Genomic DNA, 21,496 nt, shown 5'->3' with positions numbered 1-21,496 from the left:
TCGGGTCAGGGGATGAACTTCACGCGCGCGGCAGCCGAGGCAACGTCCAACTCGCAGAAGGGCAGCGCGTAGTAGACGCCCTGGGCCTGGTGCCCGGTCAGGCCGCGCAGGTAGAGCTTGCGGCTCTTGGAGGTGCCGAGGACCCGTTCGAGCAGTTCGAGGAGGAACTCAGTGTCGAGGATGTCGGTGAGGGTGTGCGTGTCGATCACGACGATCTCGGGCAGGTCGGTCGGGAGCAGGTCGACGGCGGCGTCACGGCCGACGGCACGGGCGGGCAGCTCGATCTCGAGGCGGCCGGCGGTCATGGAGTTCTCCTCGGTGCGGCGGTCACCGGCGGGTCCGGTGCTGGCGATCACCATGTGTGCGGCACCGGCGGCCGTGCCCGACGTCGCCGAGGGGGCGGCCTGGGAGGAGCGACGCCGGCGGCCAGATCAGCGGATGCGACGGCGGCGGAAGTGGCCTTCGACCGTCCGGCCCCGGCGAGTGTGAGGGCGCACCCACACGTCACCCGGTCCGGCGGCGGCGCGTCCGGCAGGAGCCGGGTTCGGGTTCGTTGCCTGCTGTGCCAAGCCGACGGCCGGGGGAGCCGTGGGGCGCCGGGTCGTCAGAGCGGCCACCGCGGCTCGGTTCGGCCCCTCGAAGGCTCGTGCCATGAAGTCGAGCGCGTCGGGTTCGACTCCGCTGGCGACAGCGTCCTCGCGCCAGTGGGAGACGGCCGCGTCGACGGCGCGCAGACGCTCGACGGCGTGCTCGTGGGTCAGCCTAAAGGCGTCGCGGTGTTCCAGCAGCAGCCGGATGTCGCGGTCGGCCGGGTCGTCCTCCGGGGTGAGCGGCGTATCGGAGGAGCCCCCGCGGGAGGGGTTGACGTCGAAGGACGGGGCCAGCTGCCACCCCCGGCCACCCCGGTGCAGTAGTCCGTGGTTGCGCATGTGGTCGTCGATGTTGTTGACCATGGCGACCATGGCCGCCCGCGAGAACAGCTCCGCGGCATCGGCGTCCGGTCTGCTCGAGATGGAAGCGACTCGTGCGGCGAGGGTCGCGTAGTCCGGGTGGTCGTACTCGTCGATCTGGAACGCGGTGCGGAAGCTCATGAACGGGATCCGCTTGGCGCCGTCGCGATCGAACCGTCGGGTGAGGAAGATCGACCGGTCCGGGCCCAGCGGGATCGTGGACGATGACTGGACTTGGATGCCGGCCCGCGCCTGGAGTCGGATGGCGGTCATCTCCCAGGCGGAGACGTCGCCGATGTCCGAGGTGCGGGGGAACTTGGCCAGGTGCATGACGCCGTTGGGATCTTGGATCCAGGCCTTCGGCTGGGCGCCACCGGGGGAGGACCCCACACCGATCAGTTCCTGGACGTCCTCATCCACCTCCCCAGTGTCCGTGAAGCGATCCGCGGCGGCCGCGAGGCGGGACAGGTCCCCCACGCCGGCGCGCGCGTGGCGCGGCGCGAGGAACTGCCCGTCGCGGCGGAACCGCAGGGCGCCCTGCCGGGTGTCATCGCTGACGGCGAGGAGCAGCTCGATCTCGGAGGGGGACGCGAACCGGTCGCCTCGCTGCCTGGCCGCCTGGCGCAGGTCCGCATCGAGCAGTCTCCGTCCCCACCGGTCGGGGGCGGCGTCATCGAAGGCGAGGAAGGTGCTCCGGTGCGGGGCAGGCGTCAGCGGTCCCCGGCCCAGGGGGAGGTCGGGAGAGATGGGGAAGGCCTGTGTGTCAGCCAGCCAGTCCAGGTGGTAGGTGAACGTGAGGGACGGCTTGTAGAACCCGGGCCGGGTCTCGATGACGCAGGTGCCGACGATCCGATCGTCCAGCCACACCTCGAGCGGGCTCACGGAGTGCTCCTCTTGGCCCGCCGCCGGCCGAGGGCGTGCGCACGCATCCGGCCCAGGTCGGTGTTCAGCGGGTCGGTGGCCTCCTCGAGACGCTTGTCGAGGTTCAGGACACGGGCGAGGGCGAGGAAGCTGCCGAGCTTCACCCCGGGTTCACCCCGCTCGATGCGGCGCAAGGTGGGGACGGAGATGTCGGCCCGTTCGGCGGCCAGCTCCTGGCTGAGCCCGAGCATGATCCGCCACTGGCGTAGGTGCTCGCCGAGAAGGTCCATGCTTTCCATCCTATCGTCTAACTGTACTTGTGCGTTGCTATATCGACCATAAGGCGTTGCTGTAGCAACGTTGGCGCTGCTGCGAGCTCCCGGTTGTCTTGTCGGGCAACGGCGGTAGGGGTCAGCGCCCGCAAGTGTGGTGGAGGTAGGCCTGCGTCACGGTCTGCCCCACCTTGACGGCGTCGTAGCAGAGGTGGATGACGTCGAGGTTGCCCTTGGACGTGTGAAGCGTCCACGTCTCCGGCATCCAGGTGATGACCGGGGTGCAAGACCCCTTGCCATTGCAGATCATCTGGGTGAGGGGGTAGGGCGCGTTGTAGGCCTTGCCGGTCACGGTGGCGTCGCCGTCGAAACCGCCGCAGGCGGTGAGGGAGAGCGCAACCGCACCGGCCAGGACAGCGGCGGCGGCCCGGCGGGGCGTGATGCTCGGGCGGTTGCGGTTCATGGGGTCCTCCCCCGGATGGTCAGGGCGCCGACGGTGCCGGCTCTTGTCCCCTCCCATGTGCGGACGGCTGTACCGCTCGAGCACCGAGCTTCGGAGGTTCGGAGGTCCCCGGCGACCAGCAGGAGCGCAAGCGCCCCGGCGGGGCCGTAGAGGTTGACCGCGGCGGCCACCAGGGCGGCGGCGAACAGGATCCCGGTCGAGGCACCGAGTCCGTCGACCGGGTGCCGCGGGGTGAGCACGCCGGCGCCGGCCAGCACGAGCACGGCGATGCCGGCGAGACCGAGGGCGGCAAGGACCAGCACGAGGAGCACGGGCACGCCCGTGGGCAGCGCGGCGACCAAGTGCACGGCGCAGATGATGGCGGCCAGGTCGAGGCCGAGGACCACGGTCGGGGCCAGGAGCCGAGGTGCGCGACGTCGCGCGTTCACCGCGGGGCGATGGTCAGCCGGTCCTGCACACCGAGGCGCCCGGCTGTGGCGGTGAGGTGTCGGGCGAACCGTTCGGTCGGGCCGAGCACTGTCAGATGCGTGGTGGGTCGCTCACGGAGCAGCTGGACGACGAGCTCGTCAGCGAAGGACTGGGACGCGGCCGCCATGCCGGTGGCGTCGATGGTGATCATCCCGTCGGCCGGGTCGGGAATGCAGCGGCGAAGGCGCGGGCGCTGGTCCGGGCCCCGGCCAGTCGGGGGAGGGCGTGGACGGTCATGCTGCGTCCGAGACGAACTCGAAGCGGCTGTCCCAGTTCTGCGCGTAGACCTTACCGGTCTTCGGGCCGCGCCCGGTGAGCGCCTCCCAGTGCACGGAGTCGGTGCGGATGCTGCGGCCATCTTCCGTGAGGATGAACTGGCCCGGAAGGACGATGATGCGGACCAGCCGGTCGCTGGTCTTGTTCCGCCAGACCTGCCCGAGGGCCGGCGCCGGCGCCTCCTTCGGGACCACGACCTTCTCCCGGATGTCGAACTGCTCGCGCAGGTCGGCCACGAGGTGCTCGATGACGAAGCTGTTCACGCCCTGGACGGCGAGCCGGTCGGTCAGGAAGGCGGTGAGTTGGTCGGTGGCCATGGCGGGTGAGTCCGTTCGCGGTGTGCGTCGGCGGTTCCGACGCGGTGCCCGCCATGTGTGCGGACCGGGCCGCCTCCCCTGACACGGCCGTTCCGACCCCCAGCGATCTCCTACGATCCGTGGCCGGGGGAGCGCCGCACTGCCGCACACATGGGTGCCATGACCGCCAACGAGCCCCAGCACGAGGCCCCCACGTTCACCGCCACCCAGCCGCGCGAGCTCGTCCGCGCCCTGAAGGCGGCCCTGGTCGCCGCGGGCGCCCCGCACGCAGAGCGCGATCAGCGGTTCGTCCGCGCCACCGTCACCGGCGGGTCGATCTCCGTGACCGGAAGCGACGGGGCACTCCTGGTGCGGGCCCTCGGTGGCGCCGCGGAAGCGTGGGCCGACATCGTCGACTTCGTGCTGCCGGTGTCGGAGGTGCGCCAGCTCGTCGCCTTCCTCGGCCGAGGTGGAACGGCTCGATGCTGGGTCGACGGGCCCTTGCTGACGGTCGCCTTCGGGTTCGGTGTCCGCGACTTCGGCCTCGCGATCCCCGCCCAAACCCACGACCTCGTGATGGACGCGCAGCTCGAGGAGCTCGTCGAATCGGACGGCGCCCCGATCGTCAACCTGACCGTCCGCTACGCCGTTGCCCGGATCGCGCTGCAGTTGCGCCGGATCAGCCGCCTGACGGCGACGCCGGGCAACCTGCACATCGCCAACGTGCAGACGAGGTCGACCATCCGCAGCGCCTTCACATGCGCTCGGGAGGACGAAGATCCGTGGTTGATCGGCATGTACGCCGCCCCGGCCGCCGAGCAGACGGTGTTGATCTGATGGTCGCCACGTTCACCGCTACCCAGCCCCGCGAGCTCGCCCGCGCCCTGAAGGCCGCCCTGGTCGTCGCCGGCGCCCGGGGAACGATGGACCGCGTCCGCTTCGTGCTGCTGACCGTGGCCGACGGGACGGTGTCCGTTGCGGGCACGGACACCTTCCTGCTCGTCCACGCCGACGGCGGCGACACCACTGTGGATGGCCGCAAGGAGGTCCCGGCGTTCGCGCTGCCGGTGGCCGAGGCCCGGCGCCTGGTCGAGCTCATCGGCACCATCGACCCGGTCGTGTTCGCCTTGCGCGACGGCGGCCGCGAGGTGCACGTGGACGTCGGCGACCGAACCGTCGACCTGGAGACCGTGGAGGAGTACCGGTTCATCCCGGTGCAGGTCCTGCTGAGGATGGAGGAGACCGCCCGCACCGCCCATGTGCTGCAGGACGGCGTGCTTGCGGCTCCGACGACGATCGCAGGTCCGCTGCGCCGGATCACCGCCCTGCGGTCCCGTGTCGGCGAGCTGACCGTGCGGCGGGTCGAGCACGGGGTCCTGAACCCGCACGTCTTCGAGCACCGCGGCCCGAAGCAGGAGGACCCGTGGGTGACCGGCCTGTACGTCACCACCCAGAAGCAGCCCTTCGCGCCGATCAACGCCTGAGCGACCGGGCGCGGCCGCGCCACGATGCGGGCATCCGAGACGCCGGGCGCACGGTGTCGTACCGTCCTTCCATGGCGAACGAGGGGAACCCGCGACGAGTGAGACGCATCGCGTTACGAGTGGCCGTTCCGATCCTTCTCGGGGCTGCCGTGTTCGGCCTTGCGTCCGCCCTCATGCCGGGGTCCGACCGTATCCTGGGTCAGCTTCTGGTCGTACTCGGTATTACCGCAGTGGGCGTTGTAGCCGCGCTGCTGTCATCTCGAACACGTGAAGCCCTGCGTCGGTCAATTAGTAGCACCTCGCTTCTGGGGGCGGTCATCGGGATGGGCGCCATCTCAGTGCTCGTCGTCCTGCTGTCGCTAGGCTTCTACATCGCCCTCCTGCGAGAAACTGCGGCACAATACGCGGTCCAATTTGCCCTTTGGACTGCAGCGGGGCTCGGCGGCGTCGTTGCCCTGGTCGTCGCCTACCGACGGCAACGCGTCCACGAGGACGGTCTGTTCGTGGAGAGGTTCGGCGCGGCCGCCAAACAGCTGGGCGATTCGGACCCCGCCGTGCGGATCTCAGGGGTGTATGCCATGGCCGGCGTCGCGGACGAAGGCACGCCCGCCCAGATGCAGCAGTGCATCGACGTCCTCTGCGGCTACCTCCGCCTCCCCTACGACCCCGATCACGGGTCGAGCGGGCTGGCCGAGAAGAAGCAGGCCGACAAAGTGGGGTGGGAGAGCACCTACACCGTACGCGCCAACGATCGCCAGGTACGCCAGACGATCCAAGCGATCATTGCCCAGCATTTGATGGTCAACGCAACACCGAATTGGGTTGGGTGTAACCTCGATTTCCGCGGCGCTGTTCTGGAGGAAGTCGACTTCTCTTCCACCCACTTCACTGGGATGACCCGATTCAACCGGGCCAGCTTCATCGGAACTACCCTTTTCGCCAAGTCCATATGCGCCGGGGACACCCAGTTCGACGGTGCCCACTTCATCGGCCCCACAGCGTTCGTAGGCACCGACTTCTCGGGTAGGACCACCTTCGACGGCGCCCGATTCGACGGAGACATCGAGTTCATCACTGCTCAATTTCTCGGTACCACCACATTCCATGACACCCATTTCAGCGGGCACACCTGGTTCGACCGCGCCCGTTTCTCGGGAAGAACTTGGTTCGAGCGCGCCCGCTTCTCAATCTCCGGCAAAATCTCGTTCGATAGCCCGACAGCCTGGAATCCTGGCCCGGTGTTCGACTGGGATGACGAGTCAGGCAAGCCGGCGAACGTGAAGTCGGACAAGTGGCCGCCTACGGTGGTGCCACCCAACTCCGGCGGGTGAGGCGGGGGTGTCCGCACACATGAGGGTCATGACCACTACCCAGACCCGCCCCACCATCACTGTCGACGGCGCCCAGCTCGCTCGTGCGCTCGACGCCGCGCTCAAGGTCAGCCGCGACTCGCTTCACGCGCAGGGCGTTCGTCTGCTCGTGCGGGACGAGGCGCTCGTGCTCGAGGTAGTAGGCAAGCGCCTGTTCGTGCGCACCTTCGCCACGCTGACCGCCGAGACCACCGCGTCGTTCGGGCCGGTCGCGATCGACACGCACATGGCCTCGCTGATCTACGGGTACGCCCTCGACGGTCCGGTTACGCTCCAGATCGCCGACGGAGCGACCACCAGGCTGATCGCGATGCGCGGGGAGACGCCGCTCGCCTCCACGCCGGTCCTGGAGGAGGCGACCATCTTCGCCCAGCGCGCCAGGATGCTCGACGCCCTGCTTCGCGGCAGGGTCAGGCCCGGAGTGATGCAGCTCCAGCCGCGGATCATGGGCGAGATCGTCGAGCTCGGCAAGATCGACCCGGCCGGCCACCCGCTGGTGATGTTCCCGGTCGGCCCCGGCCTGGTCTTCTCGCAAGCGTCCTCCCTGATGGATGCGCGCCCGTGGCTGACCGGCATGGCCGAGCTGTTCAGAGCCCCCGACCGCCTCTCGACCCGCTGATGAGCGCCACCATGACGACACCGACCATGACCCGCACCGTCCTGACCGTCGACCCCGGGACGCTGAACCAGGCGCTGCGCGCGGTGCTGCTGGTGGGCGATAACCACCGGGTGCCCGAGGACCGGCGCGCGTTCCGGGTGCTCGTGCAGAACGACGCCCTGGTGATCGAGGCGACCGACGGGACGGTGTTCATCCGCACCTTCACCCCGATCACCGAGCCTGCCGGCGTGGTCATGGAGCCGGTGATGATCGGCACCTGGGCCGTCCGGATGACCGACCTGGTCCGGGTCCTCGACAAGGGTACGCCGACGATCGCCCTGCCGAGCCCGGAGCACCCGGAGGTCACCTTCGGCTGCGGAATCCACGAGGCCTCCGAGCCGGTGATCGAGCCGGACCCCCGGTTCGCAGCCCTCGCCGAGTCCGTGCCGCTGGTCATCACCCCGGACGAGAAGGCCCCGGCCGTCACAGCGCTCACCCCGGCGGTCCTGCAACTGCTGGCCGACCTCGGTGCCGAGAACCCGTACGGACAGCCGTTCCTGCTCGGCCGTCAGCGGCGGATGGGAGACCCGCTGGTCTTCACCCAGGCCGCGTCCTCATTCGACTCCCGCCCGTGGCTGGTCGGGCTGGCCGGGATGAACCGCACCCGCCGCCACGTCCTGAACACCGTCCGCTGACACGGCCGGCGCGGTCCGACGTCAGGCGGTGGCGAGGGCGGTGGCTTCGAGGTAACCGTCGACGAGGCGCAGGTACCCGGTGAGGCCGTAGCGGACGAGCCGCTCGGCGTCGGGCCGGCTGATCGGCTTCCAGTCCAGGCTGGTCTCGTGCAGGTGGACGAGGTGGGCGGCGAGCCGGTCCAGCGTCGCGAACCCGTCGGTGATCTCCTCGGTGGTCCCGTCGCAGCGGTGCCCCACCAGCCGGTACCCGGTCGTCTCACGGGTAACGGTGAACAGCATGAGGGCCCCCTTCGATCAGTGGCCTTCCGATCATCACCCAGCACGCTGCCGAGGTGGGGGAGCGGGACGTCCGCGTGTCGCGCCGTCCCGGTCAGGAGCGGTCCTCATCGGGGAAGCGGACGGACCGTGGGCGTGTGTCGATCAGGGCCATCAACGCGGATGTGATGGAGGCGACCAGTCCGAGGATGATCATGGCAGGGTTGCGCAGCACCAGGGCGGCGAGCGTGGTGATGGCCAGGCACCCCAGTGCGGACAGGGCGATCACCGCGACTCCGATCCAGGCGCCGACCACGGTGCGGGTCAGGATGGTGCCCGGCTCGAGGATGGCGCGTCGGCAGATCCCGACCAGGGAATACTGGCCGGCGAGGAACCGGCTCAATCGGGCCACCCCCACTTGAAGTGGGCCAGCGTCAGCAGGGAGATGGCGGACGTGAAGCCGCAGAACGCCGACCACATCAGGGAGTCGGGGCCGGTCATCACGGCGACGACGGCGAAGCCGACGGCACAGGCGATCGTGCCGATGGTCGCGACCCACTCGGCGACGTCGTACCGGTCGAACCGTCGAACGGGGCGTTCCCGTGTCTCGCTCATCGGATCTCCTTGGGCGCGACGTAGTCGGTGGTGAACAGGCGGCCGGCGAACCCACCGCGGGCCTGCCGCTTGGCGTGCGCTGCGGCGCGGACCTCGGCCATGGTGATGCCCTCGTGCGCGAGCAGGGCGTCGACCACCTCCAGCACGTCACCGACCTCTTCGATCAGGTGGTCCCGGCCGAGCGCGCCGGCGACCTCGGTGGCCTCCTCGATGACCTTGGCGCGCAGCTGGTAGGCGTACTCGTCGTCGTCCAGGACGCGGGTGCCACAGATCCCGCCGGCAGCGGTCGTGATCTCGGGGATCCGGTCACGGATCAGCTTGCCCATCGGAGTCCTCTCAGTTCGGTCTCGACAGCAGCGTACGGGCGGCCAGGGCGAGCAGACCGACGGCGGTGAGGGAGCATCCGCCGATGATGTACCGGCCTTCGGCGAAGGCGATCAGGGTGAGGCCGACGAACCAGGCCCCGAGCAGGGCCACCAGGGCGAGGATCGTGGCGCCGGCCGACTCGTTGACCGGTACGACCTCCGACGCGTCCTCACTCACAGGGGGCGTGGTCTGCGGCAGCAGGGCCGTCACCGGTCCTCCTCGTCCCGCTCGGTCTCGAGCTGGTCGAGGAGGCGGGTCTCGGCCCGCCAGATGGCCGCGAGCCCACCGACGGTGGCGACGGTGACGGCCAGGTTGATCAGCAGCGCCTCGTCCATCAGGGAGGTCAGGGCCAGGAGGGCGGTTGCGGTGATCACCATGGCGGCGGCGTACCGGTGCAGTCGGCTCAGGGCCCGGCGCGTGGCCTCAGTGGGGGGCTGATCGGTCGGCGGTGTGTCCGCGGGCAGGCTGGTGGTCTCGGTGCTCATGCCGCCCATGTGTGCGGACGCCCCGACCTCGAGCGTCAAGGCACCGCTGGGCCGGTCCGTCATGCGGCCGCCCCGGCGGGTAGCGGTGCTGCGGCCGGGGTGATGTCGTGTTCGGCGAGCATGGCCCGCACCTGGGCGAGGGCGGGGCGGGCGAGTGAGCGGGTGTGGTGGTGGATCAGGTCCTTCTCGACGGCGCGCAGCACAGCAGGCAGGTCGGGGGACGGCACGGCGGGCCGGAACCCTTCCCCGTCCTTGACCCAGGACCAGGTCCAACCCCCGGGCACGGGGGTGAGGGTGTAGTGGCCCAGCCGGGGCCGGACCCGGTCGATGTGCACCAGGATGCTCAGGGCGTCCACCGGTCACGCCTCCGTGAGGGTGTAGGTGTGGATGCCGCGGTTCTTGCGCAGCTTCCACCCGGTGAACCAGGGGGCAGCACGCCGGTCACCGGCGTGCCAGGGCAGTTCGCGGCGGCCGCCCCGGATCTCCCAGCGCGTCCAGACGGTGCCGTCGGTGTCGACGGCTTCGAGGAAGCTGGCGAGGGGGATGACCACGGCCAACGAGCTGCTGATGTACCGACGGCGGGGGTCGGTGGCGCGGTAGAGGCGGGTGACGGTGACGGTCCGCTTCACGAGGTGGTGCTCGACGTGCTGGCAGCCGAGGTTGCAGGTGATGGTGCGGTACGGGAGGTGCTCGATGATGGTCCGGGTCTGCCCGGCGACGGTGATCACGCGTACGCCTCGGCGATCGCGTGCTCGAGGCCCAGGAGGATCTGGGCGCGGGTGGGTACCGCGGTCTCGGGGCAGCCGACGGCGACGACGGCCTGCCACAGGGTGGTCATCGGGGCGGCGACCACGGCGGACCGGGCGGCCTTCCAGTGCTCGGCGGTGCCGGTGTCGACGGCGGCGAAGATCCGGGCACGGGCGTCGGCGGAGAGCCGGTCGCCGGCCACGTCGGTGGCTTCGTCGAGCATGTCGGTCAAGGCGAGCAGGGTGGCGGGATCGGTGAGCGGTGCGACGGGGGTCGTGGTCATGCCCCCCATGTGTGCGGACATCCTGGCCTCCGACGCACCGCCCGAGCCGCGGTGCCCTAGCGGCGCCAGTGGCCCGTGTTGCTCCGCTGGATGATCCGCTTGCCCTCCGTCGAGGTGCCGGGCCAGAGCCGCACCTCGACGTCGGTGCCGACCATCATCAGGTCGTCACGGCCGAAGTAGTAGCCGCCGTCCACGATGACGTGCTTGTCGGTGACCTCTGCCACCAGGCCGATCGCTGCGTGCTCGTCCGCTCCCGGCTTCGCCGGGACCTCCCAGGCGACGACGTCGCCAACGGCGGGGGTGGGGATGGTGTCGGGGATGTTGGCCTGTTCGCTCATGGAACCCGTGTGTACGGCATGGCCGGAGTCTTCAACACCACGACCCTCCGGCACGGTCGGGAGAAGGGCTCAGTACGCGGTCCGGACCATCCTGTGGGCGGGCAGTGGGTCCTTGCCGACGCCGACCAGCGCACTGAGCGCGAGCAGCACGGTGGGGACCAGCCACCACGGGTTGAACGGTTCGGCCGGGGCCTTGCCGACGACCGCGACGACGAACATGGCGAGGCAGCCCGACAGGGGGAACGTCACCAGTCCCTCGAACGGGTTCTCCTGCACGCGGGCCTGGGTGATGCCGTCGGACGCGCACCACACCAGCCCGACCGCGCACACCAGGTGGAACATCCCGGAGACCGCGCTGAAGCCCTGCAGGATCGGCTGGGCGATCATCACCGTGATGGCCGCGCCCACGAGGGCCAGGCGGATGAGCTCGATGGTGCGGCGACGGCCGATTGCGTCTCGGGTCGGCGGGGCGGGCACTGGCCAGTCCTCGGGGTGGCCGGTGCGATCCGGCACCGGTCGCCGGTCGCGGACCGGGCGCACCGCGGTGAGCACGGCACCGGTGAGGACGGCGAGGGCCACGAGCACGTAGGCGACCAGGTAGAAGGCCGTCACGGCGGATCAGGCCTCCGCGGCGTCCGCGCGGCCGGTGAGGGCCTCGAACATGTTCCGCCGCTCCAGGGCCTCCTTGTACCGGGCGGTGTCGACCGAGACGGTTCCGGCCCGCTGGGCGACACTGACCGCGTCGGGCAGGTCGGTGCCGTTCTCGAGCGCGTCCTTGAGGGCACGGAGGCTGGTCTCCAGCCAGCCGATCGAGGATGCCAGCTGGGCACGGCGGCGCGTGACGTCGCCGGTGGTGTTGATGTCGAAGAAGCGCACGGTGAGCTTGTCCTTGGTCATGGCCCCCATGTGTGCGGACGCTACCGCGTCTCCGGCCGCCGGGGGAGGGAAACCCCTTGAGCTGCCCCGATACCCTCCCGGATCAGGGTGCGATGTGGTTACGGTGTGGGTGACCGGACCGACCAGCGGCGAGGGGGATCGCCAGCATGACCAGTTACGAGATCGACCCGACCGGGGTGTACCTGGCCTTGTCCGGTGTGGCCGGGCACGCCGAGTCGCTGGCGGCCGCGGGCCGCGGATTCGGCACGGCCGGGCGGCGCGCCGAGGCGGCGCTGCGCCGGTGCGGGGTCGTGGCGGACGCCTTCGACGCGTTCCTGAGCCCCCGGGAGGACATGGGTGACCGGCTGGCGCGGAACCTGCTGCGCAAGTCCGACGCCGTGGTCGACGCCACTGCCGCGTTCGCGGAGGCGGACGGTGCCATGAGCGCTGCAGCGTCCACCGCGATGTCCCAGGTGAACGCCGACCTGGCCCTCGACCGTCGTGCCGGCGGACCGGAGCCGCACTGATGACCGCGACGACGACCCCGCTGGCCGTAGCGGCGATCCCCGACATCGACGTCGACTGGGCGGCGGTGACCATCGCCGCCGAGGACCTGGAACGGGAGGCCAGACTGGTCCGCGGCTTCCTGGCCGACGCCGCCGCCGACTGGCGGGGCCTGCACGCCGCGTACCGGCACCCCGAGACCGAGCAACAGGTGCACGCCGCGCTCGATGACTTGGCCCCTCCGGCCGACGCCTGGGTCACGGCCGCCCGCACTGCTCGCACCACCCTGGACGACTTCGCCGAGCAGGGCCGCGAATTGACCCGCCAGTCCCGCGCCCTGGAGGCGGAACTGCCCCGCGTGCGGTCCGCCGCCGACGACGCGACCGATCAGTCCCGCACCGACGATGAGCGGGCGACCGACCGGGCCACCGTGACCGGGTTCAACGAACAGGCCACCGACCTGGCCGCCCGCTGGGAGGAGCTCAAGCAGCGCACCGCCGACGCCCTGTCCGGGATCGCCGGCGGGGAAGAGGACCTGCTCCCCGACGGCGCTGGGGCTGGTGCACCCGGGGCGCTGCCGGCGGCCGGATTCGCCGCGGTCACCACCAGCTGGGACACCCGGCTGGGGGTCAAGCCGACGGCCGCCTCGCTCTACGGGCAGGTCCAAGGCCTGCCCCGGGATGAGCTGATGGACTGGTCGCTAGCCAACCCGGAACTCGCGCAGGTCCTCGCGCACCAGCAGCTTCCCACCGGCGGTGCGGAGCTGTTCGCGCCGGCCGGGTCGGGGGAGCGGGTCCTGGGGGCAGCTGCGTCCTCGCACCCCGACGACCCGTTCGCCCGGATCGACGCGGTCAGAGCCGCCTGGCTGTCGCTACCCCCGGGTGAGCAGGATCGGATGCTGCTCACCTACGCCGGGGCGCTCGGCGCGCTCAACGGCATCCCGATGGCCGCCCGGGTCAAGGCCAACAGCATCAACGTCGTCGCCTACCGGCAGGACGTCCGCGAGAAGGCGCCCGTCTTGGTGGCCGGCTCGTGGACAGGAGATCCAGCCCGTCTCCGGCGGACGTCCCTGGAGGCTCAGGACCGGGAAAGCGTGGCGACCGGACTGGACTACGCGGTCAACAACCGAACGCCCCTGGTGATGGTGAGCGCCGACGGGGATGGCCGGGTGGTCGCCATGAAGGGCACCTTCACGCAGGCCACGAACAAGGTCGCCACCTACGTTCCCGGAACGACCTCGGATCTCGGCAAGCTCAACACCCGGCTGGAGGACCTGGACGCGATCGACGGGACCCCGGGGCCGGACCGGGTGTCGTTCTACTGGCAAGGCGCCGACATGCCCAACCAGGTCATCTCCGACAACCTCACTCCCCGCTTCGACGACGAGGGGGCACCGCTGCTGGCCGCTTTCGATCACGCTATCGATCTGGAATCCAACCCGGGCACCAGATCGACGTACGTGGCACACAGCGCAGGAGCACCATTGCTCGGCACCGCGGAGAAGCACGGTCTGACCGCCACGAACATCGTCTACGTCGCCCCCGCCGGCCCCGGTCACGGCGTTGCCAGCCCAGCAGACACGGCGAGTCCGAATGCTCACCGTTACTGGCTGCAGACCAGGGACGACCCCATCGCGATGGCGCAAGGTGCAGCCGGGGACCAGCACGGCCCCGGGTTCCTGGCAGGAGCTGAACCGTACTCGATGCGTCCGCAACGCCTGGAGACCGGGTTCGCCGACGACATGGATCCACGGTCCCTTCTGCACGGGCACGACGAGTACTTCCAACAGTCCTCCACCTCGGCCCGCGTCATCCAGGGCGTCATCGAAGGCGGCAAGGTGGTCAAGTACGTCCCGGACGAGCACACGGCATCCGGATACGAAAGCCCGATCCAGACCCGGCCGTGGGACTTCACCGACGGGCGCCTCGAGTGGGTCCCGGTCGATAGTCTCGAACGGTGAAGATGAGCCGTTCACCGATGATCATGCTGACGGCGCTCGTGATGGCCGTCGTCCTAGGAGGCTGCGCCGTGCCCTCGTCGAGTCCAGACGACAGCCAGTCCGCCGAGGGCGATGCCGCCGCCGTGCGCGAGGTCGTGACCGGGCTCGACGAATTGAACGGGCCCATGACAATCGAGTCGTTCAGCGATCGGACGTGCGTCAACCCCGACCAGCCCAACCCTCAAACCAGGTCCAGTTGGCTCGCCGGCCTCCGCTTCAACACGAAGAAGGGAGCGGAGACCGATGCCCTGATCGGTCGTATCGACTCCTGGGCGAAGAGCCACGGCTTCGACAAGCGCAAGGATGTGGCCGGCACCGAGCGAGAAGTGGGCTGGGCGAAGACCGACCTGTCCATCCAAGCCGTCGGCCAGATGAACGGGGGCATGGAGGTCGTCGTTCGTGCTCCGTGCCGGGACCACCCCGAGAGCTACAAGCTGTACCGGGACAAGCTCGACCCGCAGTACGGGACGGGCGGCAGCTACGAGGACGGCAAGGGCAGCTCCAGCCCGTCCCCCTGACGTCTCAGCGCATCCGGGTCGGCGGGGCGGTGAGCGGCCAACCCTCCGGATCGGTGTGCAGGCCCGGCATCCGGGTCGTGATCCGCGGGAAGCACCGGGAGAGCTCGGCGACGTCGGCGAGCTCGTCGGCCCAGCCGAGGTAATTGTCATCGGCGAAGTAGACGATGCCGCGATTCACGGTGATCGCGGTGATGGTGAAGATGGAGTTGGCGCGGCCGCCAACCCGGTCAAGGTGCGGGCCAGCGGTGTGCGGGTAGCCGGCGGTCTGGCTGACGACCTGCTGGACGTGAGGCAGGTCGGGGTGATCGACGCCGAGCAGATGCACGGCGATGAAGGACGGCTGGCCGTAGGCCATGACGGTCTCCTCTCGGATGGGTTACGACTGGTGAGGCTGGGGGATCGAGGTCGCCAGCAGGTCGACCGGTCGGGCCCGGCGCAGCTCGGAGACCGAGATCGCCAGGTCGTGACCGCCGACGGGGTAGGCCTTGTGGGTGGAGGCCAGCACGATGCAGTACCAGGAGCCGTCGTGCCGCCGCAGCGGCCGGTCCTCGGGCGCGGTGTTCCACCAGTCGGCGCCGGTGGTGGCGCCGGGGCTGAACTCGAGCGGCATCACGACCATCCGGTGCCCGTCGTAGGGCCGGGGCAGTTCCAGCACCTGGGCGCGCGCGGGGTGAGGATTGAGCACGGGCAGGCCGGAGAGCTCATGGTTGGTCGAGCCTTCGGGGGCGGCGGCAAGGCGGGCGCGCTCCTGGTCGTCGGTCTCGGTGGTGAAGGGGCTGCGGAAGGCCATGGGGATCTCCTGTCGGTGCGGTCAGTAGTGGGCGGGGCCGGCGTCGATGAGTTCGGCGATGCGGGACTCGGGCACGGGCCCGTCCATCCACCGGTCGACGCCGACGTTGATCTGCGTCTCCCGGACGGTCCACGCCTCGTGCACGTGCCCGTGGATCAGCCAGCTGCCCTCGTCGCGGAACCGCCACTGCGTGTACCGGTCCGATGTCCCGTCGTGGTCGCCCGCGTACGGGAAGTGGCTGATCAGGGCCCGGTGCCCGGCGATGAGGCGCTGGGCCTGGGTGCCGACGGTGGCGAAGACGTCCAGGTAGCGGCGCTGCTGGCCGAGGGAGCGCTTGTGCATGGGGTGGCCGGCGTCGTGGTTGCCGAGGATCAGGTGCTTGGTGCCGGGCAGGTCCGCCAGCACGGCCAGCGCGGGGCCGAGGTTGGCCATGGTCAGGTCGCCGAGGACGAAGACGGTGTCCCGGGGGCCGATCCGATTCCGCCACGTGTCCAGGACGTGGGCGTCGTGCTCGGCGACGGTGGCGAACCCGCGCTGCGTCGCGACCAGCTGGTGCCCGAGGTGCAGGTCGGACCAGTAGTAGATGATGCTCATCGCCTCAGGCGGGGTAGAGGCACAGCGCGTAGCTGGCGTACGGCTCGGCGAACACTCCGAGCTCAGCGAACCGGGTGGTCAGGGTCTCGTCGGCCGCGGCGCGGATCGCCCAGTCATCCGGTCCGCCCTCGAGCAGGATCGTCGGGGTCGGCGTGTTCGGCCAGTCCCAGGCCATGTTCAGCTCCGGGCCCAGGGCCGACCGCGCGGCGTCCGAGCCGGTGGGGGCGGGCCCGGTGTAGCCCAGCTGCGGGCCGAGCCAGTCGGCGACAGCCTCCAGACACTGCCGGGCGGTCTTGGCGCTCATCTTCTTCGTCATGACCCCCATGTGTGCGGACCGGACCGCCTCCTGCACCGTCAGTCGACGTCGTCGCCCGGCTCGTAGTCCTCCGGCAGATCGAGAGCTTCAAGGGCCTGATGGCCGGCTGCGGTCAGTACGAAGCCGACGCGCACTCCGGACGGGAGGCCGCCGTACTGGTGGTCCAGCAGGCCTCGCCGCCACAGGCGGTCCAGCCGGGACCGCGCGGCATCTGCGTACGAGAGCACCGACTCCGCGACGTACCTCGCCGAGGCGGGCTCGTTCTGGGACACCACGAACAGGACGTCGCGCTGCCGGGCGGTCAGGGTGGGCTTGGACATGGCTCTCCTCGATGTCGGGGTGGCCGTCACGCGGCGGCTAGTTCGGGGGTCTGGTCGGCGGCGGCCTCCAGCTTGCGGTTGATCTGGGCCAACTCCGCCTCCGCGGCGTCCAGCTCGTCCTGCCGGGAGAACCGGTAGGCGTCAGCTGCGGCCTTCGTCTCGGCGGCCTCCGCGCGCAGTTCAGAAGCCCGGGCGAGTCCGCGAGTCACAGACTCCGGCAGTGCGTCGATCTCGGCGTCGACGAGCTCCAGCAGCCTGTCGCCGACCGTGACCACGTTCCCGACCACGGACTTGCCGCCCACCTGGAGGGTTCCGATTTCCCGGTACCCGTCCAGCAGGGCCAGGACCAGCACGTTGCGGTCCTTGCGCGGGCTCACCTCAAGCCCGCGGTAGCCGAGACCGCGGCCGTATCCGTAGCGGTCCGCGCGGGCCTCCTTGGCGGCGTGGCCGAGCCTGCGGGCGACGTCGACTCGGTCGTGGACAGTGGATGAGGCCGTGATGCCCGGCAGGGCAGCCTCGATCCGCTCGGCCCGACGGGTCAGCGACGCCGCCTCGGCGGTGTCGGCCTCGGCCTTCTTCCGCAGCCCGTTGACGGACTGGGTGTCCACGGCGCGCAGGACCCGCAGCCGCTTCACCTCGTCGGCGACCTCGGCGTGCGCGAGCAGCAGCGGGTTGCCCGAGGCGAGTGCCTTCATCTGGGTGAAGGTCGGGGCGGTCTCGGTGATGTCGTCCAGCTCCACGACGTCGTCGTCGAACGCGGAGGTCAGGATCCGGAACGCCAGGGCCTTCCGTTCCAGGGTCTGCCACATGTACGCGTCGAAGGTGCCCTCCACGACGTACCGGTGCAGGGTGACGGTGGCGTTGCCGTTGCCCGGGCGCAGGGCCCGGCCCTCGCGCTGCTCGTAGTCGGCCGGGGTCCACGGGGCGTCGGCGTGGTGGACGTCGGACAGGCGCGCCTGGACGTTGGTGCCGGTGCCCATCTTCATCGTCGAGCCCAGCAGCACGGAGACGGCCCCGGCGCGGCACGCGGCGAAGAGGGAGGCGCGAGACTTGTCGTCGGCGGACTCGTGGATGAATCGGATCCGGCCGGCGGGCACACCTCGGTCGATCAGAGCCGCCCGGATGCGCCCGTACGTCTGGGAGCCCTTGGCCTGGCTGGGGGTGCCCAGGTCGCAGAAGACCAGCTGCAGGGTGCCGGTCTCGGTCGAACCGGGGAACGTGGTGGCTGCCCCGGCACGGTAGCGTTCCGCGACGGCGTCGGCGATCGCTTCCACCTTCACGGAGGCCTCGGCCAGCCCGACCAGGGCCGGGTCCAGGGCGACCTTCCGGCCGTCCCCGCACACGGCGAGCATGTTGTCCTCGGTGGTGCCGCCACCGTGGCGCAGCTGCTCGGCCCGGGTGACCAGGTGGTCGGTGTAGGCGCGCTGGGCGGGGGTCTGCTGCAGGGTCACAGAGTTGGTGGCCGCGGCCGGGCGTTCCAGGCCGATGTCCTCGGCGGTGAGGATGTCGGCGTTGCGCAGGAACATCGAGCGCAGGGCCCCGGCGTTGCGGATGGACACGGGCCGGGTGACGGTGCGGAAGGACCCGCCCTCGGGGGAGACCTCGATGACGGAGGAGAACTTCACGAACGTGGCCGCCCACGCGTCGAAGCTGGTCAGGCCGGCCTCGGCCAGGGCCTCGGGCTGGACGAAGGTCTGCCACACGAAGATCTCGGTGAGGGAGTTGACCAGCGGGGTGCCGGTGAACAGGGCGAGCACCGGCTTGCCGGGGCGGGTGGCACGCAGGTGGTTGACCTTCAGCAGCAGGTCGGTGGACCGCTTCGAGGCCCCCGGCGCCCACCCGGACATGGTCTCGATGTCCAGGCGGCGGAAGGCGTGAGCCTCGTCGACGGCGAGGAAGTCGATGCCGAGCTGTTCGAAGAAGACCTGGTCGGTGTCGGTGAGCGCGTTGGCGCGCATCCTCTCCAGCTTGCCCTCGTAGGAGCGCTTCTTGCGGGAAATCGCCCGCGCGTTGTTGCCGTACCGGCCGGTCTCGTAGATGGCCGCGGTCAGGGCGTTCATCTTCTCGGCGAACCAGGCCTCCTCCACCATCGGGTGCACGGGCAGGGAGGTGAACGCCTGGTGGGTCATCACGACGGCATCCCAGTCGCCGGTGGCGCAGCGGGCGGCGAAGGCGCGGCGCTTCTCCCGGGTCAGGTCCTCCTTGGTGGCGATGAGGAACTTGCCGGCCGGGAACGCCTGCTGCATCTCGCGGCTGATCTGCTCGAGCAGGTGGTTGGGCACGATGATGCCGGGCTTGTTCGCCAGCCCGGTCTGCCGCAGCTTCACGGCCGCCAGGGCCATGGAGATGGTCTTGCCGGACCCGACCACGTGGCCGCAGAGGGTGGCGGGGCTGGACATGATCTGGTCGACGATGTCGCGCTGCCACCGGTGCGGGATCAGGTCGGTGGACATGCCGGGGAAGACCAGGTGGGAGCCGTCGGAGCGGCGGGCCACGTGGGAGCGGAACAGGTCGTTGTAGGTTTCCACCACGCGGTCGGCGCGGGCGGCGTCGGTCCAGATCCACTCGGCGAATGCGTCCCGGATCGCGTCCAGCTTCTCCTGGGCGGCCGCCGTCGCCTCCGGGTCCTTGTGCCCGTCCCAGGTCTTGACCACCGGTGCCCGGTTGTTCAGGCCGAGCTTGAGTAGGGCCATCGGCTCGTAGTGCGGGGTGCCGTAGGCCAGCTTCGCCTCGGCGGAGCCGCCCGTGTCGGGGGTGTCCCACAGGGCCAGGGCGGGCACGTACTCGATGGTGGGGGTGTACTGCAGGCCGAAGGCCTCCTGGGCGAAGGCGGCGAAGTCGGCCGGGCGCAGCCACGGGGCGCCCAGGTTGACCCGGATGCTGGTGGCGTCCCGGTCGGCGGGCACGACGGCGGTCAGAGCGGTGACGTTGCGCTCGTACGCGGGGTCGGTGGCGGCCGCGGCCAGGGCGGCCGCCAGCTTGGCACGAACGTTGCCGGCCAGGTAGTCCCGGGCCGGGGTCCACGCGCCGTGCGCTGCCGGGTCGGCGAAGACCAGGTCCCCGAGGGCAGTCACCGCGGCGGCATCGTCGGCCATCCCCAGCAGCCCGGCGACCCGGGCCAGGTCCAGGGTGCCGGTCTCGCCCAGGGTGATGGCCAGGGCCTCGGCAGGGGTGTCGGCGCGGGTGACCGGTACCGGGGCCCTGTTGACGCGGTGCAGCAGGATCGGGGCGGGGCCGGCGGCCCCGGTCTCCTGGTCATAGCGCTCCAGGGAGGCGACCAGGTGGAAGTCGGGGTCGGAGCGGAAGCCGGCCAGGTTGCCCGGCCGCCAGGTCAGGATCGGGATGCCGGTCTCGGGGTCGGTCTTGCCCTCGTGCAGGGATCCGGCGTTGATCGGCCCGTGCGCGGCCGCGTACGCCTCGTACGCCTCCCGGGCCGTGGTGCGTAGCGGGTCAAGGTCGGCGTCCGGGGTGGCGGTGTCCGTCTCGGCGGCCAGCAGGGCCAAGGCGGCCTCGCGCAGCCCGATCAGAGCGAGCAGCTTCTTGCCGGGCCGGGCCACGGGGGTCAGGGCCCCGGCGGTGACCTTGTGCACGACGCCGTCGAGGAGCTGGAAGGAGCCCTCCTTGTACCCGTGCTCGCTCTCCTGAACCTCGATCGGGGCGATCGTGGCCGCGGGCAGCCAGGGCATGTTCGCGACGAAGGTCTTGGCGCTGGCCACGGCGGCGGCCAGGTCGGCAGGCACGTCGGTGCTGGTGGCGGTCAGCGGCCACCGGAACTGGCCGGTGGTCTGCATCCGACCGACGACGAGCTCGGGATACACCTCCCACCAGCCGTTGACCTCGACGGTGTTCTCGAACATGACCGGCCGCGGCGAGGCGTAGGCCCGGTCCCCGGCGGGGGCGCGGCGGATGATGACGATGTCGGAGATGACGTCGGCGCCGGCGGCGGCGAACACCTCCCGGGGCAGGCGGATGGCGGCGACGAACTGGCCGCCGTGGGGCTTGAGGATCCGGGCGTTGAGGGAGTCGGAGTCCATGGTGTGCCGGGAGGTCAGGGCGATCAGGTACCCGCCGGGCCGGAGCGCGTGCAGGCTCTTGCGCAAGAAGAACTCGTGCAGGCTGGGGGCGCTGATCTCGGCGGCCGGGTCGTAGACGTGGCCGGCGGCGAAGGGGACGTTGCCGATGACGGCGTCGAAGGACCCCGCGGCCAGATGGGTGTCCTCGAGGGCGCCGGTGAGGATGCGGGCGTTCGGGGCGAGCAGTCCGGCGATCAGGGCGCTGGTCTCGTCCCGCTCGACGCCGACGAAGTCCAGGTCCAGGTGCGCGGGAGCGTGGTGCATGAAGGCCCCCGTCCCGCAGCCGGGCTCGAGGACGCGGCCGCCGGTGAAGCCGGTGGCGGTCAGGATGTCGTAGACGGCGTCGATGACGGTGTGCGGGGTGAAGAACGAGACGTCCAGCGACGTGGAGGCGGTGTGCAGCTGCCGGTCGGTCAGCAGCCCGGCCAACTCCTCAGCGATCGCGGACCACCCCCCGGTGGCGTCGGGGGCGAAGGCGGGGGAGAGGGAACCCCAGCCGGTCCACCCGGCCAGCACGTCGGCCTGCTCCCGCGACGGGACGGCGCCGGTCTCGGCGAGCTGGTGGGCGAGGGTGAGCGCGGCGAGACCGGCTCGGGCGGCGGTCAGGGTGGGGGCCATCGTCGGTGTGTCCTCTCGGGGTCGGTGACACACCCCATGTGTGCGGACACGCTGGCGGCTCTGGAC

The 21,496-nt window shown here is 70.6% G+C and carries 33 protein-coding genes; 8 read left to right on the top strand and 25 right to left on the bottom strand.

The genetic code is table 11. The features are described from left to right. Window positions 1-5 precede the first annotated feature (5 nt). The 7 genes from V6N00_RS12715 to V6N00_RS12685 form a co-directional block, all read right to left on the bottom strand. Window positions 6-305 (bottom strand): hypothetical protein, encoded by a 300-nt coding sequence (locus V6N00_RS12715; RefSeq protein WP_334232808.1) that lies wholly within the window; start codon window positions 303-305, stop codon window positions 6-8. A gap of 126 nt (window positions 306-431) precedes the next feature. Then, a complete protein-coding gene (locus V6N00_RS12710) occupies window positions 432-1,832 on the bottom strand; it encodes a type II toxin-antitoxin system HipA family toxin (protein ID WP_334232807.1) in 1,401 nt (466 codons plus the stop codon). Further along, window positions 1,829-2,101: a helix-turn-helix domain-containing protein gene (locus V6N00_RS12705; protein WP_334232806.1), complete on the bottom strand. Its 273-nt coding sequence runs from the start codon at window positions 2,099-2,101 to the stop codon at window positions 1,829-1,831. Before V6N00_RS12705 ends, V6N00_RS12710 begins: the two co-directional genes overlap by 4 nt. A gap of 121 nt (window positions 2,102-2,222) precedes the next feature. Further along, window positions 2,223-2,546, bottom strand: coding sequence for a hypothetical protein (locus V6N00_RS12700; RefSeq protein WP_334232805.1), 324 nt, complete (start codon window positions 2,544-2,546; stop codon window positions 2,223-2,225). Then, window positions 2,543-2,974: a hypothetical protein gene (locus V6N00_RS12695; RefSeq protein ID WP_334232804.1), complete on the bottom strand. Its 432-nt coding sequence runs from the start codon at window positions 2,972-2,974 to the stop codon at window positions 2,543-2,545. The genes V6N00_RS12700 and V6N00_RS12695 overlap by 4 nt, the downstream gene beginning before the upstream one ends. After that, window positions 2,971-3,165 (bottom strand): hypothetical protein, encoded by a 195-nt coding sequence (locus V6N00_RS12690; RefSeq protein WP_334232803.1) that lies wholly within the window; start codon window positions 3,163-3,165, stop codon window positions 2,971-2,973. The genes V6N00_RS12695 and V6N00_RS12690 overlap by 4 nt, the downstream gene beginning before the upstream one ends. Window positions 3,166-3,247: 82 nt before the next feature. Beyond that, window positions 3,248-3,607 (bottom strand): hypothetical protein, encoded by a 360-nt coding sequence (locus tag V6N00_RS12685; protein WP_334232802.1) that lies wholly within the window; start codon window positions 3,605-3,607, stop codon window positions 3,248-3,250. A 159-nt stretch (window positions 3,608-3,766) separates the two neighbouring features. On the opposite strand from V6N00_RS12685, the gene V6N00_RS12680 reads away from it, so the two are divergent. From V6N00_RS12680 to V6N00_RS12660, 5 genes are all read left to right on the top strand, one after another. After that, on the top strand, window positions 3,767-4,423 hold the full coding sequence (locus tag V6N00_RS12680; protein ID WP_334232801.1) for a hypothetical protein: 657 nt from the start codon (window positions 3,767-3,769) through the stop codon (window positions 4,421-4,423). After that, the gene (locus V6N00_RS12675) at window positions 4,423-5,070 is read left to right on the top strand and encodes a hypothetical protein (protein WP_334232800.1); all 648 of its coding nucleotides are present in this window, start codon (window positions 4,423-4,425) and stop codon (window positions 5,068-5,070) included. Before V6N00_RS12680 ends, V6N00_RS12675 begins: the two co-directional genes overlap by 1 nt. 71 nt (window positions 5,071-5,141) lie before the next feature. Next, on the top strand, window positions 5,142-6,401 hold the full coding sequence (locus V6N00_RS12670) for a pentapeptide repeat-containing protein (protein WP_334232799.1): 1,260 nt from the start codon (window positions 5,142-5,144) through the stop codon (window positions 6,399-6,401). A 28-nt stretch (window positions 6,402-6,429) separates the two neighbouring features. Continuing rightward, complete coding sequence (locus V6N00_RS12665) at window positions 6,430-7,059, top strand: hypothetical protein (RefSeq protein ID WP_334232798.1); 630 nt, start codon at window positions 6,430-6,432, stop codon at window positions 7,057-7,059. Between the two features lie 11 nt (window positions 7,060-7,070). Continuing rightward, the gene (locus V6N00_RS12660) at window positions 7,071-7,733 is read left to right on the top strand and encodes a hypothetical protein (RefSeq protein WP_334232797.1); all 663 of its coding nucleotides are present in this window, start codon (window positions 7,071-7,073) and stop codon (window positions 7,731-7,733) included. 21 nt (window positions 7,734-7,754) lie between these two features. Here the strand turns inward: V6N00_RS12660 and V6N00_RS12655 are convergent, their stop codons facing one another. The 12 genes from V6N00_RS12655 to V6N00_RS12600 form a co-directional block, all read right to left on the bottom strand. After that, a complete protein-coding gene (locus V6N00_RS12655; protein ID WP_334232796.1) occupies window positions 7,755-8,012 on the bottom strand; it encodes a hypothetical protein in 258 nt (85 codons plus the stop codon). 91 nt (window positions 8,013-8,103) lie between these two features. Beyond that, window positions 8,104-8,391: a hypothetical protein gene (locus tag V6N00_RS12650; RefSeq protein WP_334232795.1), complete on the bottom strand. Its 288-nt coding sequence runs from the start codon at window positions 8,389-8,391 to the stop codon at window positions 8,104-8,106. Then, the gene (locus tag V6N00_RS12645; RefSeq protein ID WP_334232794.1) at window positions 8,388-8,603 is read right to left on the bottom strand and encodes a hypothetical protein; all 216 of its coding nucleotides are present in this window, start codon (window positions 8,601-8,603) and stop codon (window positions 8,388-8,390) included. The genes V6N00_RS12650 and V6N00_RS12645 overlap by 4 nt, the downstream gene beginning before the upstream one ends. After that, complete coding sequence (locus V6N00_RS12640; RefSeq protein WP_334232793.1) at window positions 8,600-8,929, bottom strand: nucleoside triphosphate pyrophosphohydrolase; 330 nt, start codon at window positions 8,927-8,929, stop codon at window positions 8,600-8,602. Before V6N00_RS12640 ends, V6N00_RS12645 begins: the two co-directional genes overlap by 4 nt. 10 nt (window positions 8,930-8,939) lie before the next feature. Beyond that, window positions 8,940-9,179 (bottom strand): hypothetical protein, encoded by a 240-nt coding sequence (locus V6N00_RS12635; RefSeq protein WP_334232792.1) that lies wholly within the window; start codon window positions 9,177-9,179, stop codon window positions 8,940-8,942. Beyond that, the gene (locus tag V6N00_RS12630; RefSeq protein WP_334232791.1) at window positions 9,176-9,454 is read right to left on the bottom strand and encodes a hypothetical protein; all 279 of its coding nucleotides are present in this window, start codon (window positions 9,452-9,454) and stop codon (window positions 9,176-9,178) included. The genes V6N00_RS12635 and V6N00_RS12630 overlap by 4 nt, the downstream gene beginning before the upstream one ends. A gap of 59 nt (window positions 9,455-9,513) precedes the next feature. After that, window positions 9,514-9,810 carry a hypothetical protein gene (locus V6N00_RS12625; protein WP_334232790.1) on the bottom strand — a complete coding sequence of 99 codons (297 nt, stop codon included), beginning with the start codon at window positions 9,808-9,810 and terminating at the stop codon, window positions 9,514-9,516. Between the two features lie 3 nt (window positions 9,811-9,813). Continuing rightward, window positions 9,814-10,182, bottom strand: coding sequence for a hypothetical protein (locus V6N00_RS12620; protein WP_334232789.1), 369 nt, complete (start codon window positions 10,180-10,182; stop codon window positions 9,814-9,816). Continuing rightward, window positions 10,179-10,484, bottom strand: a complete 306-nt coding sequence (locus V6N00_RS12615) for a hypothetical protein (protein ID WP_334232788.1) — start codon at window positions 10,482-10,484, stop codon at window positions 10,179-10,181. The genes V6N00_RS12620 and V6N00_RS12615 overlap by 4 nt, the downstream gene beginning before the upstream one ends. Window positions 10,485-10,540: 56 nt before the next feature. Further along, complete coding sequence (locus V6N00_RS12610; protein ID WP_334232787.1) at window positions 10,541-10,822, bottom strand: hypothetical protein; 282 nt, start codon at window positions 10,820-10,822, stop codon at window positions 10,541-10,543. A 69-nt stretch (window positions 10,823-10,891) separates the two neighbouring features. After that, window positions 10,892-11,434: a hypothetical protein gene (locus V6N00_RS12605; protein WP_334232786.1), complete on the bottom strand. Its 543-nt coding sequence runs from the start codon at window positions 11,432-11,434 to the stop codon at window positions 10,892-10,894. Between the two features lie 6 nt (window positions 11,435-11,440). Continuing rightward, on the bottom strand, window positions 11,441-11,728 hold the full coding sequence (locus V6N00_RS12600) for a hypothetical protein (protein WP_334232785.1): 288 nt from the start codon (window positions 11,726-11,728) through the stop codon (window positions 11,441-11,443). 137 nt (window positions 11,729-11,865) lie between these two features. Here V6N00_RS12600 and V6N00_RS12595 point away from each other — a divergent pair, with 137 nt between their 5' ends. Genes V6N00_RS12595 through V6N00_RS12585 form a run of 3 tightly spaced genes read left to right on the top strand, consistent with a single transcriptional unit; the run spans window position 11,866 to window position 14,719 of the window. Beyond that, a complete protein-coding gene (locus V6N00_RS12595) occupies window positions 11,866-12,225 on the top strand; it encodes a DUF6507 family protein (protein WP_334232784.1) in 360 nt (119 codons plus the stop codon). Continuing rightward, the gene (locus V6N00_RS12590) at window positions 12,225-14,162 is read left to right on the top strand and encodes an alpha/beta hydrolase (RefSeq protein ID WP_334232783.1); all 1,938 of its coding nucleotides are present in this window, start codon (window positions 12,225-12,227) and stop codon (window positions 14,160-14,162) included. Before V6N00_RS12595 ends, V6N00_RS12590 begins: the two co-directional genes overlap by 1 nt. A 2-nt stretch (window positions 14,163-14,164) precedes the next feature. Further along, entirely contained in the window at window positions 14,165-14,719 is a 555-nt protein-coding gene (locus V6N00_RS12585) for a hypothetical protein (protein ID WP_334232782.1), read from the top strand. A 4-nt stretch (window positions 14,720-14,723) separates the two neighbouring features. On the opposite strand, the gene V6N00_RS12580 is transcribed toward V6N00_RS12585, so the two are convergent. The 6 genes from V6N00_RS12580 to V6N00_RS12555 are packed head-to-tail and all read right to left on the bottom strand — an operon-like array spanning window position 14,724 to window position 21,430. After that, window positions 14,724-15,074, bottom strand: coding sequence for a hypothetical protein (locus V6N00_RS12580; protein ID WP_334232781.1), 351 nt, complete (start codon window positions 15,072-15,074; stop codon window positions 14,724-14,726). Between the two features lie 21 nt (window positions 15,075-15,095). Then, window positions 15,096-15,509 carry a hypothetical protein gene (locus V6N00_RS12575; protein WP_334232780.1) on the bottom strand — a complete coding sequence of 138 codons (414 nt, stop codon included), beginning with the start codon at window positions 15,507-15,509 and terminating at the stop codon, window positions 15,096-15,098. Window positions 15,510-15,530: 21 nt separating this feature from the next. After that, complete coding sequence (locus V6N00_RS12570; RefSeq protein ID WP_334232779.1) at window positions 15,531-16,103, bottom strand: metallophosphoesterase family protein; 573 nt, start codon at window positions 16,101-16,103, stop codon at window positions 15,531-15,533. Between the two features lie 4 nt (window positions 16,104-16,107). After that, complete coding sequence (locus tag V6N00_RS12565; protein WP_334232778.1) at window positions 16,108-16,419, bottom strand: hypothetical protein; 312 nt, start codon at window positions 16,417-16,419, stop codon at window positions 16,108-16,110. 38 nt (window positions 16,420-16,457) lie between these two features. Next, window positions 16,458-16,739, bottom strand: coding sequence for a hypothetical protein (locus V6N00_RS12560; RefSeq protein WP_334232777.1), 282 nt, complete (start codon window positions 16,737-16,739; stop codon window positions 16,458-16,460). 26 nt (window positions 16,740-16,765) lie between these two features. Then, on the bottom strand, window positions 16,766-21,430 hold the full coding sequence (locus V6N00_RS12555) for a helicase-related protein (protein WP_334232776.1): 4,665 nt from the start codon (window positions 21,428-21,430) through the stop codon (window positions 16,766-16,768). Between the last annotated feature and the right edge of the window lie 66 nt (window positions 21,431-21,496).

Origin of the sequence: Tersicoccus mangrovi (genome assembly GCF_036881825.1) — a bacterium.
GTDB classification, from domain to species: Bacteria; Actinomycetota; Actinomycetes; order Actinomycetales; family Micrococcaceae; genus Tersicoccus; species Tersicoccus mangrovi.
Note: the sequence above shows the minus strand (reverse complement) of the source record. Positions and strands in the feature narration are given on the sequence as shown.

Excerpts from the sequence above, each read along its gene's own strand:
- V6N00_RS12715 (WP_334232808.1), bottom strand. The coding sequence starts at position 305 with ATGACCGCCGGCCGCCTCGAGATCGAGCTGCCCGCCCGTGCCGTCGGC.
- V6N00_RS12705 (WP_334232806.1), bottom strand. The coding sequence starts at position 2,101 with ATGGACCTTCTCGGCGAGCACCTACGCCAGTGGCGGATCATGCTCGGG.
- V6N00_RS12700 (WP_334232805.1), bottom strand. The coding sequence starts at position 2,546 with ATGAACCGCAACCGCCCGAGCATCACGCCCCGCCGGGCCGCCGCCGCT.
- V6N00_RS12690 (WP_334232803.1), bottom strand. The coding sequence starts at position 3,165 with ATGATCACCATCGACGCCACCGGCATGGCGGCCGCGTCCCAGTCCTTC.
- V6N00_RS12685 (WP_334232802.1), bottom strand. The coding sequence starts at position 3,607 with ATGGCCACCGACCAACTCACCGCCTTCCTGACCGACCGGCTCGCCGTC.
- V6N00_RS12680 (WP_334232801.1), top strand. The coding sequence starts at position 3,767 with ATGACCGCCAACGAGCCCCAGCACGAGGCCCCCACGTTCACCGCCACC.
- V6N00_RS12675 (WP_334232800.1), top strand. The coding sequence starts at position 4,423 with ATGGTCGCCACGTTCACCGCTACCCAGCCCCGCGAGCTCGCCCGCGCC.
- V6N00_RS12670 (WP_334232799.1), top strand. The coding sequence starts at position 5,142 with ATGGCGAACGAGGGGAACCCGCGACGAGTGAGACGCATCGCGTTACGA.
- V6N00_RS12665 (WP_334232798.1), top strand. The coding sequence starts at position 6,430 with ATGACCACTACCCAGACCCGCCCCACCATCACTGTCGACGGCGCCCAG.
- V6N00_RS12660 (WP_334232797.1), top strand. The coding sequence starts at position 7,071 with ATGACGACACCGACCATGACCCGCACCGTCCTGACCGTCGACCCCGGG.
- V6N00_RS12655 (WP_334232796.1), bottom strand. The coding sequence starts at position 8,012 with ATGCTGTTCACCGTTACCCGTGAGACGACCGGGTACCGGCTGGTGGGG.
- V6N00_RS12645 (WP_334232794.1), bottom strand. The coding sequence starts at position 8,603 with ATGAGCGAGACACGGGAACGCCCCGTTCGACGGTTCGACCGGTACGAC.
- V6N00_RS12640 (WP_334232793.1), bottom strand. The coding sequence starts at position 8,929 with ATGGGCAAGCTGATCCGTGACCGGATCCCCGAGATCACGACCGCTGCC.
- V6N00_RS12630 (WP_334232791.1), bottom strand. The coding sequence starts at position 9,454 with ATGAGCACCGAGACCACCAGCCTGCCCGCGGACACACCGCCGACCGAT.
- V6N00_RS12615 (WP_334232788.1), bottom strand. The coding sequence starts at position 10,484 with ATGACCACGACCCCCGTCGCACCGCTCACCGATCCCGCCACCCTGCTC.
- V6N00_RS12610 (WP_334232787.1), bottom strand. The coding sequence starts at position 10,822 with ATGAGCGAACAGGCCAACATCCCCGACACCATCCCCACCCCCGCCGTT.
- V6N00_RS12600 (WP_334232785.1), bottom strand. The coding sequence starts at position 11,728 with ATGGGGGCCATGACCAAGGACAAGCTCACCGTGCGCTTCTTCGACATC.
- V6N00_RS12595 (WP_334232784.1), top strand. The coding sequence starts at position 11,866 with ATGACCAGTTACGAGATCGACCCGACCGGGGTGTACCTGGCCTTGTCC.
- V6N00_RS12590 (WP_334232783.1), top strand. The coding sequence starts at position 12,225 with ATGACCGCGACGACGACCCCGCTGGCCGTAGCGGCGATCCCCGACATC.
- V6N00_RS12585 (WP_334232782.1), top strand. The coding sequence starts at position 14,165 with ATGAGCCGTTCACCGATGATCATGCTGACGGCGCTCGTGATGGCCGTC.
- V6N00_RS12580 (WP_334232781.1), bottom strand. The coding sequence starts at position 15,074 with ATGGCCTACGGCCAGCCGTCCTTCATCGCCGTGCATCTGCTCGGCGTC.
- V6N00_RS12575 (WP_334232780.1), bottom strand. The coding sequence starts at position 15,509 with ATGGCCTTCCGCAGCCCCTTCACCACCGAGACCGACGACCAGGAGCGC.
- V6N00_RS12570 (WP_334232779.1), bottom strand. The coding sequence starts at position 16,103 with ATGAGCATCATCTACTACTGGTCCGACCTGCACCTCGGGCACCAGCTG.
- V6N00_RS12565 (WP_334232778.1), bottom strand. The coding sequence starts at position 16,419 with ATGACGAAGAAGATGAGCGCCAAGACCGCCCGGCAGTGTCTGGAGGCT.
- V6N00_RS12560 (WP_334232777.1), bottom strand. The coding sequence starts at position 16,739 with ATGTCCAAGCCCACCCTGACCGCCCGGCAGCGCGACGTCCTGTTCGTG.
- V6N00_RS12555 (WP_334232776.1), bottom strand. The coding sequence starts at position 21,430 with ATGGCCCCCACCCTGACCGCCGCCCGAGCCGGTCTCGCCGCGCTCACC.